The organism is Streptomyces sp. NRRL F-5755 (genome assembly GCF_001279365.1).
Lineage (GTDB): Bacteria > Actinomycetota > Actinomycetes > Streptomycetales > Streptomycetaceae > Streptomyces > Streptomyces rimosus.
On record NZ_LGCW01000305.1, the window covers coordinates 1 to 16,513 of the forward strand.

Annotated in this window: 15 protein-coding genes; 10 read left to right on the plus strand and 5 right to left on the minus strand. The window is 72.2% G+C overall.

The features are described 5' to 3' along the window. A partial coding sequence (locus tag ADK86_RS45005; protein ID WP_234346217.1) for a helix-turn-helix domain-containing protein occupies positions 1-935 on the minus strand: 935 nt, incomplete at its 3' end. 279 nt (positions 936-1,214) lie between these two features. Here ADK86_RS45005 and ADK86_RS45335 point away from each other — a divergent pair. The 7 genes from ADK86_RS45335 (at position 1,215) to ADK86_RS34675 (ending at position 8,904) form a co-directional block, all read left to right on the plus strand. Continuing rightward, complete coding sequence (locus tag ADK86_RS45335) at positions 1,215-1,340, plus strand: hypothetical protein (RefSeq protein ID WP_267888827.1); 126 nt, start codon at positions 1,215-1,217, stop codon at positions 1,338-1,340. 5 nt (positions 1,341-1,345) lie between these two features. Beyond that, the gene (locus ADK86_RS34650; RefSeq protein ID WP_053700219.1) at positions 1,346-1,990 is read left to right on the plus strand and encodes a DsbA family protein; all 645 of its coding nucleotides are present in this window, start codon (positions 1,346-1,348) and stop codon (positions 1,988-1,990) included. Positions 1,991-2,253: 263 nt separating this feature from the next. Then, entirely contained in the window at positions 2,254-3,042 is a 789-nt protein-coding gene (locus ADK86_RS34655) for an ABC transporter ATP-binding protein (protein WP_053700182.1), read from the plus strand. A 40-nt stretch (positions 3,043-3,082) separates the two neighbouring features. Then, the gene (locus tag ADK86_RS34660) at positions 3,083-5,686 is read left to right on the plus strand and encodes an ABC transporter permease (RefSeq protein WP_053700183.1); all 2,604 of its coding nucleotides are present in this window, start codon (positions 3,083-3,085) and stop codon (positions 5,684-5,686) included. A gap of 117 nt (positions 5,687-5,803) precedes the next feature. Continuing rightward, positions 5,804-6,784 (plus strand): YihY/virulence factor BrkB family protein, encoded by a 981-nt coding sequence (locus ADK86_RS34665; RefSeq protein ID WP_053700184.1) that lies wholly within the window; start codon positions 5,804-5,806, stop codon positions 6,782-6,784. A 137-nt stretch (positions 6,785-6,921) separates the two neighbouring features. After that, the gene (locus ADK86_RS34670) at positions 6,922-8,580 is read left to right on the plus strand and encodes a catalase (RefSeq protein ID WP_053700185.1); all 1,659 of its coding nucleotides are present in this window, start codon (positions 6,922-6,924) and stop codon (positions 8,578-8,580) included. An 18-nt stretch (positions 8,581-8,598) separates the two neighbouring features. Beyond that, positions 8,599-8,904: a hypothetical protein gene (locus ADK86_RS34675; RefSeq protein ID WP_003982203.1), complete on the plus strand. Its 306-nt coding sequence runs from the start codon at positions 8,599-8,601 to the stop codon at positions 8,902-8,904. Between the two features lie 75 nt (positions 8,905-8,979). Here ADK86_RS34675 and ADK86_RS34680 read toward each other — a convergent pair whose 3' ends face one another. The 4 genes from ADK86_RS34680 to ADK86_RS34695 form a co-directional block, all read right to left on the minus strand. Continuing rightward, positions 8,980-9,240, minus strand: coding sequence for a DUF4235 domain-containing protein (locus tag ADK86_RS34680; RefSeq protein ID WP_053700186.1), 261 nt, complete (start codon positions 9,238-9,240; stop codon positions 8,980-8,982). Next, positions 9,240-9,638: a DUF3618 domain-containing protein gene (locus tag ADK86_RS34685; RefSeq protein WP_050498911.1), complete on the minus strand. Its 399-nt coding sequence runs from the start codon at positions 9,636-9,638 to the stop codon at positions 9,240-9,242. The genes ADK86_RS34680 and ADK86_RS34685 overlap by 1 nt, the downstream gene beginning before the upstream one ends. Then, positions 9,635-10,054, minus strand: a complete 420-nt coding sequence (locus ADK86_RS34690) for a phage holin family protein (protein WP_003982581.1) — start codon at positions 10,052-10,054, stop codon at positions 9,635-9,637. Before ADK86_RS34690 ends, ADK86_RS34685 begins: the two co-directional genes overlap by 4 nt. A gap of 182 nt (positions 10,055-10,236) precedes the next feature. Beyond that, positions 10,237-11,262: an ATP-dependent 6-phosphofructokinase gene (locus tag ADK86_RS34695; RefSeq protein ID WP_053700187.1), complete on the minus strand. Its 1,026-nt coding sequence runs from the start codon at positions 11,260-11,262 to the stop codon at positions 10,237-10,239. Between the two features lie 231 nt (positions 11,263-11,493). On the opposite strand from ADK86_RS34695, the gene pta reads away from it, so the two are divergent. The 3 genes from pta (at position 11,494) to pyk (ending at position 16,395) form a co-directional block, all read left to right on the plus strand. Beyond that, positions 11,494-13,593, plus strand: coding sequence for a phosphate acetyltransferase (gene pta, locus ADK86_RS34700; RefSeq protein ID WP_053700188.1), 2,100 nt, complete (start codon positions 11,494-11,496; stop codon positions 13,591-13,593). Between the two features lie 45 nt (positions 13,594-13,638). After that, positions 13,639-14,850 (plus strand): acetate kinase, encoded by a 1,212-nt coding sequence (locus ADK86_RS34705; RefSeq protein ID WP_053700189.1) that lies wholly within the window; start codon positions 13,639-13,641, stop codon positions 14,848-14,850. A 117-nt stretch (positions 14,851-14,967) separates the two neighbouring features. Then, on the plus strand, positions 14,968-16,395 hold the full coding sequence (pyk, locus tag ADK86_RS34710) for a pyruvate kinase (protein ID WP_030595525.1): 1,428 nt from the start codon (positions 14,968-14,970) through the stop codon (positions 16,393-16,395). The last annotated feature ends 118 nt before the right edge of the window (positions 16,396-16,513 follow it).

The window sequence follows — 16,513 nt, forward strand, 5'->3', positions numbered from 1 at the left end:
GGCTCGGCTTGGGGGCCGGGGTCCGGCTGGGCGCCGGGCTCAGGCCGGGCACCGGGCTCAGGCCGGGCACCGGGCTCAGGCCGGGCACCGGGCTCGGGCCGGACGCCGGGCTCAGGCCGGACGCCGGGCTCAGGCCGGACGCCGGGCTCGGATTGAGGGCCGGAGTCAGGCTCGGCTTGGGGGCCGGGCTCGGGCCGGGTGCCAGGGTCGGGCCGGGTGCCAGGGTCGGGCCGGGGCTCGGAAGCGGGGGTCCCGTTCTCCCCCACCGCTCCCACCGCCCGGCCCGCGTCCCCCGTCGCCGGGACCGTGTCGGCCTCCGTGCCCTCGCCGTCCCGCGGGTCCGGGCCCGTCACCAGGCGGGCCACCGCGGCCGCGAGGGCGGCGAGCGGCCGGGGGCCCGGGGTGAGCAGCGCCGGGTGCCAGTGCGGGCCGAGGTGGGGCAGCAGCCCGGCGCGCAGCAGGGAGGACTTGCCGCTGCCGGAGGCGCCGAAGACGACGGTCAGCGCGTGCTGTTCGACGCGGCCGGACAGCTCCTTGGTCAGCGTCGCGCGGCCGAAGTACTCGGCGGCGTTGGCCGCTTCGAAGGCGGCCAGCCCGGGATACGGGCAGCGCACCGTGTCCGGCCCGCCCTCGCCCGCCCCGGCGGCGGCCCGCCACCGCGCCTCCCATTCGGCCCGGTCCCCGCCGCACGCCTGGGCGTAGGCCAGGACGACGTCCAGCGTCGCCAGCCGCTCGCCCTTGGCCGCCTCCGCCAGCGTGCTGGCCGAATAGTGTGCCGTCTTGGCGAGCGTGCGGTAGCTCGGTGTCCCGGCCCGCTCCCGCAACTGCCGTAGTTCCCAGGCGAGCCGCTCCACCGGTCCGGCCTCCGGGTCCACCGGCCGTTCCGGCCGTCCCAGCCGGGGCTTGTTCTGCCCTGCCCCTGCTATGTACGCCACCTTCTTTCCTGCCCCGTGGCCGCCCCCACGGCCCGGTTCTCCATTGTCCGACTTGTTTGTCGATGGCGAGCAGCACTTTCGGACAAGTCCGCGGCCGCACAGAGTTGTGGTCTCCGGCGCCGTGGGGTGGCAGCACGGGGGTGGTGCGAGTACGCGGGTCCTCGCGCCGTGGCACCCCGGCGCGCCGGACACACGCCCGTGGCCGTAGCTTCCTACGACTTCGTGTCCTGCACCTCCGCACCATGGGTACGCCCCTGCCGACGCCCCTACCGTGTGCCGGTGACCACGCACCCCACCGGCGGCCGGCCGGGCCCGCCGTTCGACGCCGGGGAGTCGGGCCACGCGGGGCGGGCGTTCCTCGATGGCATCCTGGAGTCGTTCTGGGCCCGGACCGGAGGGGGGTGATCCCGGTGGCCCCGAGTTCCGACGAGCCCGGCTGCCCTGCCAGGGCCGTGGACTTCTGGTTCGATCCGGTCTGCCCGTATTCCTGGATCGCCGCACGGTGGATACGGGAGGTGGCGCGGGTCCGCCCGGTCCGCGTCCGCCTGCGGCTGATGAGTCTTCAGGTGCTCAACGAGGGCCGGGAGGTCAATCCGGAGGACCCGGGCGGCGAGTGGGGCGACTATCTGTGGGCGCCGGTGCGGGCCTGCGCTGCGGTGGAACAGCGGTACGGGCACGCGGCCCTGGACCGGTTCTCCCTCGCCCTCGGCGTCCGGCTGCACCACCGGGGCGAGTGGGACGGGATCGAGCGCGCGCTGGCGGACGTGGGGCTGCCGCGCGAGGTGGCCGGAGCGGCGTGGACCACGGAGTACGACGCGGTGATCCGGGCCTCGCACGCGCGCGCCGTCGCCCTGGTCGGCGAGGACGCCGGTACGCCGGTGGTCGCGGTGGACGGCGTGGCCTTCTTCGGGCCGGTGGTCTCCCCCGTACCCCTGGGCGAGACGGCGGGGCGGCTGTGGGACGGTGCCCTCAAGCTCGCTTCCGTGCCCGGCTTCTGGGAGCTGCGCCGGCCGGCGGACCCCGCACCGGGCCCCGGGCCCGAACCGGTCTTCTGAAGCCCCGGCCCGGGGCCGGGCTCAGGGTTTTACGTCGGCCATAAGTCGGACGTCCGTCCCTCCACGGGATGACGGGCCGTTCCCGGGTCGGACTTCCGGCCGGTCCGGCTTTCGGCACTTCGGGCTGAGGTGCCGGGCACCTGGCACGATCAAGAATGGGACAGCACCACACGTCCGGCTCCCGGGGCCTCCCCGGGAGCCGTGCGTCCGTCCGGGGCCCGGTGCCCCGCGCGTCCGTCCGTCCCCGTTCCAGGAGTTTCCCCGTGTCCCACGCGGCAGCCTTTCCCGCCCCCGCCCCCACCACGGCCGTCGCCGCCCGTGCCACCGGCCTGAGCAAGGTCTACGGGCAGGGGGAGACCCGTGTGGTCGCCCTGGACAACGTGTCCGTGGAGTTCGGCCGGGCCCGCTTCACCGCGATCATGGGCCCGTCCGGCTCCGGCAAGTCCACCCTCATGCACTGCATGGCCGGACTGGACTCCATATCCTCCGGCTCCGCCCTGATCGGCGACACCGAGCTGAACGGCCTGAACGACAAGCACCTGACCCGGCTGCGCCGCGACAAGATCGGCTTCATCTTCCAGGCGTTCAACCTGCTGCCCACGCTGACCGCGCTGGAGAACATCACGCTGATCACGCTGCCGATGGACATCGCGGGCCGCAAGCCCGACCGGCAGTGGCTGGAGAGGGTCATCCAGACCGTCGGCCTGTCCGGGCGCCTCAAGCACCGCCCCAGCCAGCTGTCCGGCGGCCAGCAGCAGCGCGTCGCGGTGGCCCGCGCCCTCGCCTCGCAGCCGGAGATCATCTTCGCGGACGAGCCGACCGGCAACCTCGACTCCCGCTCCGGCGCCGAAGTCCTGGGCTTCCTGCGCGAATCGGTGCAGGCCATGGGCCAGACCATCGTCATGGTCACCCACGACCCGGTCGCCGCCGCGCACGCCGACCGCGTCGTCTTCCTCGCCGACGGCCGCATCGTCGAGGAACTGTACGAGCCGACCGCCGACGCCGTCCTGGACCGGATGCGGCTGTTCGACGCCAAGAACCGTACGAGCTGACGCCCGCCGCCCCCCCCCACCCCAGGACTGACACACCACCATGTTCCGCACCGCCCTGCGCAACGTCCTCGCGCACAAAGCCCGGCTGATGATGACCGCCCTCGCGGTCCTCCTCGGCGTCGCCTTCGTCTCCGGCACCCTGGTCTTCAGCGACTCGGTCGGCCAGGCCGTCAAGAACGCCTCGGCCAAGAGCTTCAAGGACGTGGCCGTCTCCGTCCAGGCGGGCTCGCCGGAAGGCGGCCCCGCGCCGGAGGACGCCGACGGCCGCCGCGTCAGCGCCCTCGACGACAAGCTGGCCGGCCGTATCCGCGCGCTGCCCGGCGTGGCCTCCGTACACGCCAACGTCAGCGGCCGCGCCACCGTCGCCGACAAGGACAACCAGCCCATCGGCACGGAGTGGCAGAGCCGCGCCACCAACTACCAGCCGGGCGCGGACGGCAAGGACGGCCGCTACCCGCTCGTCCAGGGCCGCGGCCCCGCCTCGGCCGGTGAGATCGCGCTGGACGAGGGCACCGTCGAGAAGGCCGGGCTGAAGGTCGGCGACACCGTGCGCTTCGCCACCGACGGACCGGCCCTGCACAAAAAGCTGGTCGGCATCGTCCACTCCGAGGACCCGAAGATCACCGCGGGCGGCAGCCTGGCGCTGTTCGACACCGCCACCGCGCAGAAGCTGTTCACCCACCCCGGCACGTACGACGAGCTGGTGGTGTCCTCGAAGCCCGGCACCGACGAGGCGGCGCTGACCGACGCGGTCAAGAAGGTGCTGCCGAAGGACCGCGCCGAGGCGACCAGCGGTACCGCGCTGGCGGCCGAGCAGGCCAAGATGGTCGAGCAGAGCAACAGCGCGCTGAGCAAGACGCTGCTGGTCTTCGCGGGCATCGCCCTGTTCGTCGGCATCTTCATCATCGCCAACACCTTCACCATGCTCATCTCCCAGCGCAGCCGCGAGATCGCGCTGATGCGGGCGATCGGCGCCTCCCGCCGCCAGGTGGTCCGCTCGGTGCAGGTCGAGGCTGCCCTGCTCGGGCTGATCTCCTCCGTCGTCGGCTTCGCCCTGGGCACCGGCATCGCGGTCGCCATGCGCGCGGTGCTCGACGCCAACGGCGCCGGATTCCCCGCCGGGCCGCTGGTGATCAGCCCGACCGCGGTGCTCTCCGCGCTCGGTGTGGGGGTGCTGGTGACCGTGCTCGCCGCCTGGCTGCCGTCCCGCAAGGCCGCGAAGATCGCCCCGGTCGAGGCGCTGAGCACGGTGGACGCGGCCCCCGCGCTGCGCGGCCTGGTCGTGCGCAACACCATCGGCGCGATCGTCACCGCCCTCGGCGTCGCGATCATGCTGTACGTCTCCACCCTCACCAAGAGCGACGACAGCACCCTGATGACCGCCATGGCCGGCTCGGCGCTGACCCTGACCGGCGTCATCGTCCTCTCCCCACTGCTGTCGCGGCCGCTGGTCGCGCTGGCCGGCCGGGTCACCACGCGGATCTTCGGCATCAGCGGCAAGCTGGCCAAGGAGAACGCGCTGCGCAACCCGCGCCGTACCGCCGCCACCGCCTCGGCCCTGATGATCGGCCTCACGCTGATCACCGGCATGACGGTCGCCGGCCTGTCGACACAGCGGGCCGCCGACGAGATGTCCGCCAAGGGCCTGACCGCCGACTACCAGGTCAGCACGTCCAACTTCCGCGGCCTGGACCCGAAGCTGACGCAGCGGGCCGCGGCCCTGTCCGGCGTCGAGGCGGCGGTGCCGCTGCGCCAGACCGTCTTCGACGTGGCGGCGGACGGCACGTTCGGGATGCTCACCGGCACCGACCTCGACCGGATCGGCAAGGTCACCGAGCTGAAGTTCCGACACGGTTCCCTGAAGGCCGTACGGGACGGCGGCGGGATCGCGGTCTCCGCGAGCCGGGCGAAGGAGAAGGGCTGGAAGACGGGCGACACCCTCCAGGCCACCTTCCCCACCGATGCCCGGGGTGACGAGCACCAGCGGAAGAACCAGAAGAAGACGCCGCTGAAGATCGCCGGCATCTACGAGGACAACCAGGTCGTGGGCGAGACGCTGGCCTCCACCAAGCTCGTCGACCCGCACCTGAAGCCCCTCAAGGACGACAAGGTCCTGATCAAGGCCGCGAACGGCCCCGAGGCGGGGCTCGCGAAGGACATCCGCAAGGCGCTCGGCGACAGCCCGCTGCTGAAGATCCAGGACCACGACGGGCTGCGCAAGGAGAACGCCGGCCAGATCGACACGGTGCTGAACATGGTCTACGGACTGCTCGGCATGGCCGTGATCATCGCGGTGGTCGGTGTGGTCAACACCCTGGCCATGTCCGTCTTCGAACGCACCCGGGAGATCGGCATGCTGCGCGCGGTCGGCCTCGCCCGCAGCGGCATCAAGCAGATGGTCCGCCTCGAATCCGTCGTCATCTCGCTGTTCGGCGCGGTCCTCGGCATCGGCGTGGGCGTCTTCCTGGCCTGGGCCGGCGGCAGCATGGCGGCCGGCGCGATGCCGACGTACGAGATGGTCCTCCCCTGGGACCGCCTCGGCGCCTTCCTGGCCATCGCCCTGGTCGTCGGCATCCTCGCCGCCGCCTGGCCGGCCCGCCGCGCCGCCCGCCTCAACATGCTGGAGTCCATCGGCTCCGAGTGACCCGCGGCCCCGCTCCCGCCCGTCCCGTCCCCTCTCCCCCGGGGACGGGGCGGGCGTCTTCGTAGGTCCGGGGCCGGCACCGGGGTTGGCCCGCCCCGAAAGGGCAACCCGCCCTCCATGGCTGGCGAACACTCCACCGAGAAGCCCACCACTGTGATCGCCCACTCCTGGTGGGACGTACTGCGGCGGACGGGCAAGGAGTTCCTCGACGACGAATTGCCGGACCGGGCCGCGGCGCTCACGTACTACGGGGTGCTCTCGCTCTTTCCGGCGCTGTTGCTGCTGGTCTCGACGCTCGGGGTGATCGGGCAGTCGGCGACCGACGCGATCCTGAAGAACCTGGAGCAGATCACGCCGGGGGCCGCGCGGGACATCGTGAGCGAGGCGGTGCGGCAACTGCGGGACGGGCCCGGTACGGGCAGCGTGCTGGCCGTGCTCGGCCTGCTGGGCGCCCTGTGGTCGGCCTCCGGCTACATCGCCGCCTTCATCCGTACCGCCAACGCCGTCTACGACCTGCCCGAGGGGCGGCCGGCGTGGAAGACGCTGCCGCTGCGGCTGGGCGTGACGGTCCTGCTGATGGTGCTGCTCGCCGCCAGCGCGGTGATCGTGGTGTTCACCGGCACGCTGGCCCGGCAGGCGGGCCGCGGCCTGGGCATCGGGGACACCGGGCTCGCGGTCTGGTCGGTCGCCAAGTGGCCCGTACTGGTCCTGCTCGTGGTCCTGATGATCACCATCCTGTACCGGGCCACACCCAACGTGCGCAGCCCGGGTCTGCGCTGGCTGACCCCCGGCAGCTTCCTGGCCGTCGTGCTGTGGCTGGCCGCCTCGGCGGGCTTCGCCCTGTATGTGGCCAACTTCGGCTCGTACAACAAGACGTACGGCACCCTGGCGGGCGTCATCATCTTCCTCGTCTGGCTGTGGCTGTCGAACCTGGCGGTCCTGCTGGGCCTGGAGTTCGACGCCGAGCTGGCCCGGCAGCGGGCGATCGCCGAGGGGCACCCGGGCGAGGAGCCGTACGTGGAGCCGCGCGACACCCGCGCCTGGCCGTCCCGCCTGCGCAGGCGGCGCGAACGGCACGAGCCGTCCACCGGCCGCTGAGCGCCGGACCCCACCAAGCCGGACTGCACCAAGAGGGTGAGCGTCTGCACGACCGGCGTCCAGGGCGGGTACCCCTCGGGAGCCCCACCCACGGCGCGGACCCGAGCGCCTTCGGGTGCCGAAGGAAAGCGAGAGCAGTGACAGACACAGCGAGTCAGGGACGGGCGGCGGGCGACGACCGCCCGGTGCTCACCAACCGGCAGGGCCACCCGGTCCACGACAACCAGAACCAGCGGACGGTCGGCGCGCGCGGCCCGGCCACCCTGGAGAACTACCAGTTCCTCGAAAAGATCAGCCACTTCGACCGGGAGCGCATCCCCGAGCGGGTGGTGCACGCGCGCGGTGTGACCGCGTACGGCTTCTTCGAGAGCTACGGGAAGTGGGGCGACGAGCCGATCGGCCGCCACACCCGGGCGAAGCTGTTCCAGGAGGCCGGCAAGCGCACCGAGGTGGCCGTACGGTTCTCCACCGTGATCGGCGGCCGGGACTCCTCCGAGGCGGCCCGCGACCCGCGCGGCTTCGCCGTGAAGTTCTACACCGAGGACGGCAACTGGGACCTGGTCGGCAACAACCTGGGCGTCTTCTTCATCCGGGACGCGATCAAGTTCCCGGACGTCATCCACGCCCTCAAGCCCGACCCGGTGACGCACGAGCAGAAACCGGCCCGGATCTTCGACTTCATGTCGCAGACGCCCGAGTCGATGCACATGCTGGTCAACCTGTTCAGCCCGCGCGGCATCCCCGCCGACTACCGGCACCAGCAGGGCTTCGGCGTCAACACCTACAAATGGGTGAACGACGAGGGCCGGACCGTCCTGGTCAAGTACCACTGGATGCCCAAGCTCGGCGTGCGCAGCATGACCGAGGCGGACGCGGCGGCGGTGCAGGCCCAGGAGCTGGGCCACGCGACCAAGGACCTGTACGAGGCGGTCGGCCGCGGCGAGTACCCCGAGTGGGAGCTGCTCGTCCAGATGATGGACGACCACGACCACCCGGAGCTGGACTTCGACCCGCTGGACGACACCAAGACCTGGCCGGAGCAGGACTTCCCGCCGAAGCCGGTCGGCCGGATGGTGCTCGACCGGATGCCGGACAACTACTTCGCCGAGAACGAGCAGATCTCCTTCGGCACCGGCGTCCTCGTCGACGGGCTGGACTTCTCCGACGACAAGATGCTCGTCGGCCGGACCTTCTCCTACAGCGACACCCAGCGCTACCGGGTCGGCCCGAACTACCTCCAGCTGCCGGTCAACCGGGCCAAGCACGCCACCGTCCACACCAACCAGCGCGACGGGCTGATGGCGTACGAGCAGGACCCGCACGGGGGCGACCCGGAGGTCAACTACGAGCCGTCGCTGACCGGCGGGCTGCACGAGGCGCGGGAGCCGTCCCACGACGAGCAGGGCCCGGAGATCCGCGGCCGCCTCACCCGCAAGCGCATCCCGCGCACCAACGACTACCTCCAGGCGGGCCAGCGCTTCCGGCTGCTGGAGGACTGGGAGCGCGACGACCTGGTCAAGAACTTCACCGACCTGATCTCCCAGGCCGACCGGCGGGTCCAGGAGCGGATGGTGTGGCACTTCCTGCTGGTCGAGAACGAACTCGGCCTGCGGGTCGGCGAGGGGCTGGGCATCGGGCCCGGCGACGTGTCCCACCTGGAGCCGCTGGAGGACCAGACTCTGACGGACGAGGACCGCAAGCGGCTGGCGAACCTCGGCAACAACCCGCCGCGGGACGTCTCGGGGCTCACGATGACCCACTGCGTACCCGACGAGCGGCACGCCGTCGCGGGCTGAGAGGAGGTCCGGCCGGGCATGGCAGCGCCGAAGCGGTACGCGGTCGCGGCGTCGGGGACGTGGGTGGACGACGAGGACGGACGCCGGCTCCCCGCGGGCGAGGTGCACGCCTGGGAGCAGGGACTGAACCAGACGGTGTGCGGCCTCTCGCTCAGCCGCTCGCAGCTGGGGCGGTTCCCGCACATCGGGTGGCCGGACATCCTCCCCGAGTCGGGCGGGGCCGCTGACCGGGTCCGGCGGGTGTGCCCGCGCTGCGCGTCGGTGGCCGGACGCCGGGGCACCGACGCCCGGCCCCGCTGGCACCGGACGAACCCCCGGCCCTGACGCCGCGGCGCCGCCGTGTCCGGCGGACGGGCACGGCGGCGCCGGGGCGACGGCCTCATGGGCTGAAAGACGAGCTCAGCCCGGCCAGGTCCCCGTCGCCTTGCGCACCGCGACCGCCCCGCTGCGGTCCACGGCCGCCTTCACCACCGCCAGCGTGGCGCCCTGGAGCGCGGCGGCCGGCAGCACCTCCCGCCAGCGGCGTTCCTCGTCGGTGGCCTTCGGCGCGTCCTCCTCTTGGCCGACCAGCTTCCACAGGCGCTTGAACAGGAAGCCGGCCAGCACCCCGCCGAGGGCACCGAACACCATGCCCAGGGGCTTGTAGAGCAGTTTGATCATCAGTGGTGTCCTTTGCTCCGGCAGGCCCGGCGGGCCTTGGCGCCCGCAGTGGCGAGCGGGCGGGCGGTCTTCTTCGCGCGCGGCCCGGTACGCAGTCTCGTACGCCGCAGGTGCGGGCGCACCCGGGCGCGGCCACGGCGCCGCAGCACCAGCGCGCCGGCCAGCAGCGCGCCGCCCGCGGCGGCGGCCGTCCGGACGGCCGTGGAGCCCGTAAGCCGGTGCGTGGCCGCCGCGGCGCTGTCCTTGATCCGGGCCGCCTTCTCCTGGGCGCGGCTCTTCACGTCGGCCTTGTCGGCCAGCTCGGCCACGGTGTCGCCGAGTTCCTGCCGGGTCCGCTCGATACGGGCACGCAGCTCGGCCGGGCTCGCGCCGTCGCCGCTGCGGGGGTCACTGGTCATCGCCGGGCCCTCTCCTTGATCGTCTCGATGTCCTGGCGGACGCTGTGCACGGCCTCCTCGGGCACCGGCGGGGTGGCCCGGCGGATGCGCTGCCGCCCCAGCAGACCGAGGACCGCCGCCAGCACCAGCAGCGCGCCCACGACCACCAGGCCCGCGGCCCACAGCGGCAGCACCAGCCCGAGCGCGATGATCGCGGTGGCCACCAGCGCCTGGGCGGCCAGGAACGCCACCGTCCCGGCCCCGCCGAGCAGCCCGCCGCCCACACCGAAGCGCTTTCCCTTGCGTGCCAGCTCCGACTGCGCCAGCCGCATCTCGTCGCGTACCAGGCTGGACAGCTGCTCCGACGCCTGGGTGACCAGTTCGTTGACCGGCCTGCCGTCCGGCCGGGCCGTCCGGTGATCCACGAAGTCGCTCATCCCGGTCACGCCTCCTTCCCTGTGCGCGCCGGGTACCTCCTCACGGGCCGGCTAACCGGAACGTTGGCCCGTACGGGTGCCGGAACCCCGCGTACGGCCGGGTGCCGGGCCGCGCGCCCACGCGAACGGCGCGCGTCCCCGGGCAGGGAACGCGCGCCGTCGAAGGTTCTCCGGCAGCCGGATCAGAAGACCGACTCGGCCTCCTGCATACGGTTCAGCGGCACCCGCTTCAGCTCGGTGACCGCGTCGGCCAGCGGACTCATCACGATGTCCGTGCCGCGCAGGGCGGTCATCTGGCCGAAGTCGCCGCGGTGCGCGGCCTCGACGGCGTGCCAGCCGAAGCGGGTGGCGAGCACGCGGTCGTACGCGGTGGGCGTGCCGCCGCGCTGGACGTGGCCGAGGATGACCGGGCGGGCCTCCTTGCCGAGGCGGTGCTCCAGCTCGCGGGCGAGGGCGGTGCCGATGCCCTGGAAGCGCTCGTGGCCGTACTGGTCGATCTCGCCGTGGCCGTAGTCCATCGTGCCCTCGGCGGGGTGGGCGCCCTCGGCGACGCAGACGACGGCGAACTTCTTGCCCCGGTCGAAGCGCTCCTCGACCATCTTCACCAGGTCGTTCACGTCGAAGGGGCGCTCCGGCAGGCAGATGCCGTGGGCGCCGCCGGCCATGCCGGACTCCAGCGCGATCCAGCCCGCGTGCCGGCCCATGACCTCGACGACCATGACCCGCTGGTGCGACTCGGCGGTCGTCTTCAGACGGTCGATGGCCTCGGTCGCGACGCCGACGGCGGTGTCGAAGCCGAAGGTGCGGTCGGTGGCGGAGATGTCGTTGTCGATGGTCTTGGGCACACCGACGATCGGCAGACCGGCGTCGGCGAGCATCTTGGACGCGGTGAGCGTGCCCTCGCCGCCGATGGGAATGAGCACGTCGATGCCGTACTCACGGGCGAGGTCCTTGCCGTTCTCGCACGCCTCGCGCAGCCGGGCGCGCTCCAGGCGGGCGGAGCCGAGGATGGTGCCGCCGCGGGCCAGGATGCCGCTGACCGCGTCCAGGTCGAGCTTGCGGAAGCGGCCGTCGAGCAGGCCCTTGAAGCCGTCCTCGAAACCGATGACCTCGTCGTTGTGGCCCGTCAGCGCCCGGTGCACCACTGAACGGATCACAGCGTTGAGGCCGGGGCAGTCGCCGCCTGCGGTGAGGACTCCGATACGCATGGTGCTGTGTCTCCTGTGTGCTCGCTGCTGGTTCGTGTGAGCCGGTCCGATTGTTTCACGGGCCGGGAGGCGGTGCCCGCACGGCACCGGGCACCGCTGCCGTCACCCGCTGACGCATGCGTAAAACTGGAAGAGCGGCTTAACCACAGCCGCAGGTATTGTCAAGGGGGGCAAGCTCACCATAACGGTTGATTTGACCTTGCGAAGCGACGGATGGATCGGAGAGCACGCGTGACGCGCAGCGTGTACGTGACCGGGATCGACCGCGGCGACGGCCGCCAGGTCGTCGAGCTGGGAGTCATGGAGCTCCTGACCCGCCATGTGGACCGGGTGGGGGTCTTCCGCCCGCTGGTCCACGACGGACCCGACCGCCTGTTCGAACTCCTGCGGGCGCGCTACCGCCTCTCCCAGCCCGCGGAGACCGTGTACGGCATGGGCTACGAGGAGGCCGCCCGCCTCCAGGCCGAGCAGGGCACCGACGAGCTGGTCTCCCGGCTCGTCGAGCGCTTCCACCAGGTGGCCAGGGACCACGAGTACGTCCTCGTGCTCGGCTCCGACTACGCGGCCACCAGCCTGCCGGCCGAGCTGAACCTCAACGCCCGGCTGGCGAACGAATTCGGTGCCGCGGTGCTGGCCGTCGTCGGCGGCCAGGGCCAGGAGGCCGAGTCGGTCGGCGCCGAGGCCCGCAACGCCTACCGCGCCTACCACTCGCTGGGCTGCGACGTCGTCGCGCTGATCGTGAACCGGGTGGCGCCCGAGCAGCACACCGCCGTGGCCGGGCAGCTCGCCGCCCACCTGCCGGTGCCCTGCTACGCGCTCCCGGAGGACGGCGCGCTCTCCGCGCCCACCGTCGGCCAGATCGTGCACGCGCTCGGCGCCGAGGTGCTGCTCGGCGACGACTCGGGGCTGGCCCGCGACGCCCGCGACTTCGTCTTCGGCGGCGCCATGCTGCCCACCTTCCTCAAGGCGCTGACCCCCGGCTGCCTGGTCGTGACCCCCGGCGACCGCGCCGACCTGGTCATCGGCTCGCTCGCCGCGCACAGCGCGGGCGCCCCGCCCATCGCGGGCGTGCTGCTGACCCTGGACGAGCGGCCCGGCCCGGACATCATGGCGCTGGCCAACCGGCTGGCCCCCGGCACGCCGGTGATCTCGGTGGCCGGCGGCTCCTTCCCGACCGCGGCCGAGCTGTTCGCCATCGAGGGCAAGCTGAACGCCGCCGCGCCGCGCAAGGCGGAGACCGCGCTCGGCCTGTTCGAGCGGCATGTGGACACCGCGGAGCTGACGAACCGCATCTCCGTCGCCCGCTCCGGCCGCGTCACGCCGATGATGTTCGAGCACGAGCTGATCGAGCGCTCCCGCTCGGGCCGCCGCCGGGTCGTGCTGCCCGAGGGCACCGAGGAGCGGGTGCTGCGCGCCGCCGACGTGCTGCTGCGCCGCGACGTGTGCGACCTGACGCTGCTCGGCGAGGAGAAGGCGATCCGCAAGCGCGCCGCCGACCTCGCCATCGACCTGGCGGACGCGCAGATCACCGACCCGCAGACCTCGCCGCTGCGCGAGCGCTTCGCCGAGCTGTACGCCAAGCTGCGCGCCCACAAGGGCGTCACCTACGAGCTGGCGTACGACGTGGTCGCGGACGTGTCGTACTTCGGCACCCTGATGGTGCAGGAGGGCCTGGCCGACGGCATGGTCTCCGGCGCGGTGCACTCCACCGCGGCCACCATCCGTCCCGCCTTCGAGATCATCAAGACCAAGCCGGGCGCGCAGATCGTCTCCTCGGTGTTCTTCATGTGCCTGGCCGACCGCGTGCTGGTCTACGGCGACTGCGCGGTCAACCCGGACCCGGACGCCGAGCAGCTGGCGGACATCGCCATCCAGTCGGCGGCCACCGCCGCGCAGTTCGGCGTCGAGCCGCGGATCGCGATGCTGTCGTACTCCACCGGCACCTCCGGCTCCGGCGCGGACGTCGACAAGGTGCGCAAGGCCACCGAGCTGGTCCGCGAGCGCCGCCCCGACCTGCTGGTGGAGGGCCCGATCCAGTACGACGCCGCGGTGGACGCCGCGGTGGCCAAGACCAAGCTGCCGGACTCCGAGGTCGCCGGCCGGGCCACCGTCCTGGTCTTCCCCGACCTGAACACCGGCAACAACACCTACAAGGCCGTCCAGCGCTCGGCGGGCGCGGTCGCCGTCGGCCCGGTCCTCCAGGGTCTGCGCAAGCCGGTCAACGACCTCTCGCGCGGCGCGCTGGTCCAGGACATCGTCAACACCGTGGCCATCACGGCCATCCAGGCGCAGGGCGCGGCACCGGGCGGCTCGCCCGCCGCCGGTGCCTGACGCCCCCGGCCGCCCATCCCCCCACCACCAACCGAAAGCTGCTTCATGACTGCCAATGCCACCCGCGTCCTCGTCCTCAACTCCGGCTCCTCGTCGGTGAAGTACCAGCTGCTCGACATGCGCGACGGCTCCCGGCTCGCGGCGGGCCTGGTCGAGCGGATCGGTGAGGAGACCTCGCGCCTGGCCCACACGCCGCTGGCCACCGGCGGCGACAAGAGGGAGCGCGAGGCCCGGATAGCCGACCACGACGAGGCCCTGAAGGCGGTCGCCGACGAGCTGGCCGCGGACGGGCTCGGCCTGGACTCGCCGGAGCTGGCGGCGATCGGGCACCGGGTGGTGCACGGCGGTCTGAAGTTCACCGAGCCGACGGTGATCGACGATGCGGTGCTCAAGGAGATCGAGCGGCTGGTGCCGGTGGCGCCGCTGCACAACCCGGCGAACATCACCGGGATCAGGACGGCGCAGGCGCTGCGGCCCGACCTGCCGCAGGTCGCGGTCTTCGACACCGCCTTCCACACCACGATGCCGGAGCACGCGGCGCGCTACGCCATCGACGTGGAGACGGCCGACGCGCACCGCATCCGGCGCTACGGCTTCCACGGCACCTCGCACGCGTACGTCTCGCGCAAGACCGCCGAGCTGCTCGGCAAGGCGCCCGAGGACGTCAACGTCATCGTGCTGCACCTGGGCAACGGCGCCTCCGCCTCGGCGGTCGCGGGCGGGCGCTGCGTGGACACCTCGATGGGCCTGACCCCGCTGGAGGGCCTGGTCATGGGCACCCGCTCGGGCGACATCGACCCGGCGGTGGTCTTCCACCTCAAGCGGGTGGCGGGCATGGACGCGGACGAGATCGACGTACTGCTCAACAAGAAGAGCGGCCTGATCGGGCTGTGCGGCGACAACGACATGCGGGAGATCCGGCGCCGGATCGACGAGGGCGACCAGCGGGCGGCGCTCGCCTTCGACATCTACATCCACCGGCTGAAGAAGTACATCGGCGCCTACAGCGCGGTGCTGGGCCGGGTGGACGCGGTGGCGTTCACCGCGGGCGTCGGCGAGAACGCCGCCCCGGTGCGCGAGGCCGCGGTCAAGGGTCTGGAGGAGCTGGGGCTGGCGGTGGACGCCGACCTGAACTCCGTACGGTCCGACGAGGCGCGGCTGATATCGCCGGAGTACGCGCGCGTCGCGGTCGCCGTCGTCCCCACCGACGAGGAGCTGGAGATCGCCAACCAGACGTACGCCCTGGTCAGCAACTGACCCGTGGCACGACCGGCCAGGCGCCGCCGGCACCCGTACGGCGCCTGGCCGCTCCCCCGCTTCCGGGCACCCGAGCCCAAATAATTCCGCTCCGAAACAAACGATAGGATCGATCCCATGCGCCGTTCCAAAATCGTCTGCACCCTGGGCCCCGCCGTCGACTCCTACGACCAGCTGAAGACGCTGATCGAGGCCGGCATGAACGTGGCCCGATTCAATATGAGCCACGGCACCCACGCGGAGCACGAGGAGCGCTACCACCGCGTCCGCAAGGCCGCCGAGGAGACCGGCCGCGCCGTGGGCGTGCTGGCCGACCTCCAGGGCCCGAAGATCCGCCTGGAGACCTTCGCCGACGGCCCCGTCGAGCTGGTGCGCGGCGACGAGTTCGTCATCACCACCGAGGACGTGCCCGGCGACAAGACCATCTGCGGCACGACCTACAAGGGCCTGCCCGGTGACGTCTCCAAGGGCGACCCGGTCCTGATCAACGACGGCAATGTGGCGCTCCAGGTCATCGAGGTCGACGGCCCCCGGGTGCGCTGCATCGTCATCGAGGGCGGCGTGATCTCCGACCACAAGGGCATCAACCTGCCCGGCGCGGCGGTCAACGTCCCGGCGCTGTCCGAGAAGGACATCGAGGACCTGAAGTTCGCCCTGAACATGGGCTGTGACCTGGTGGCGCTGTCCTTCGTGCGGGACGCCAAGGACGTCAACGACGTGCACCGCGTCATGGACGAGGTCGGCCGGCGCGTACCGGTGATCGCCAAGGTGGAGAAGCCGCAGGCGGTCAACAACATGGAGGAGGTCGTCGCGGCCTTCGACGGCGTCATGGTCGCCCGCGGTGACCTGGCCGTGGAGTACCCCCTCGAAAAGGTCCCGATGGTGCAGAAGCGCCTGGTGGAGATGTGCCGGCGGAACGCCAAGCCGGTGATCGTGGCGACCCAGATGATGGAGTCGATGATCACCAACTCGCGGCCGACCCGCGCCGAGGCGTCCGATGTCGCCAACGCGATCCTGGACGGCGCCGACGCGGTCATGCTCTCCGCCGAGTCCTCGGTCGGCCAGTACCCGATCGAGACCGTCAAGACGATGTCGAAGATCGTCGAGGCGGCCGAGGAGGAGCTGCTGTCCAAGGGCCTGCAGCCGCTGGTCCCGGGCAAGAAGCCCCGTACGCAGGGCGGCGCGGTGGCCCGCGCGGCGGCCGAGATGGCCGACTTCCTCAACGGCAAGGCCCTGGTCGCCTTCACCAAGTCCGGCGACACCGCCCGCCGCCTGTCGCGCTACCGCGCGGCCCAGCCGATCCTGGCCTTCACCACGGACGCCGCCACCCGCAACCAGCTCGCGCTGAGCTGGGGCGTGGAGACCTTCGTCGTGCCGCACGTCGAGCACACCGACGAGATGGTCGACCTGGTCGACGCCGAACTGCTGAAGCTCCAGCGCTACAACGACGGCGACACGATGATCATCACCGCCGGCTCGCCCCCCGGCGTCCCCGGCACCACCAACATGGTGCGCGTCCACCACCTGGGCGGGGACCGCGCCTGACGCACGGCGTCCGACGTGAATACGGCTGTGGGCCGCATCCGATTGGGGATGCGGCCCACAGCCGTCTTCCGGTGGTGTGCCCTCAGGGCAGCAGCGGGCACACCTCCGGCCAGGCGTC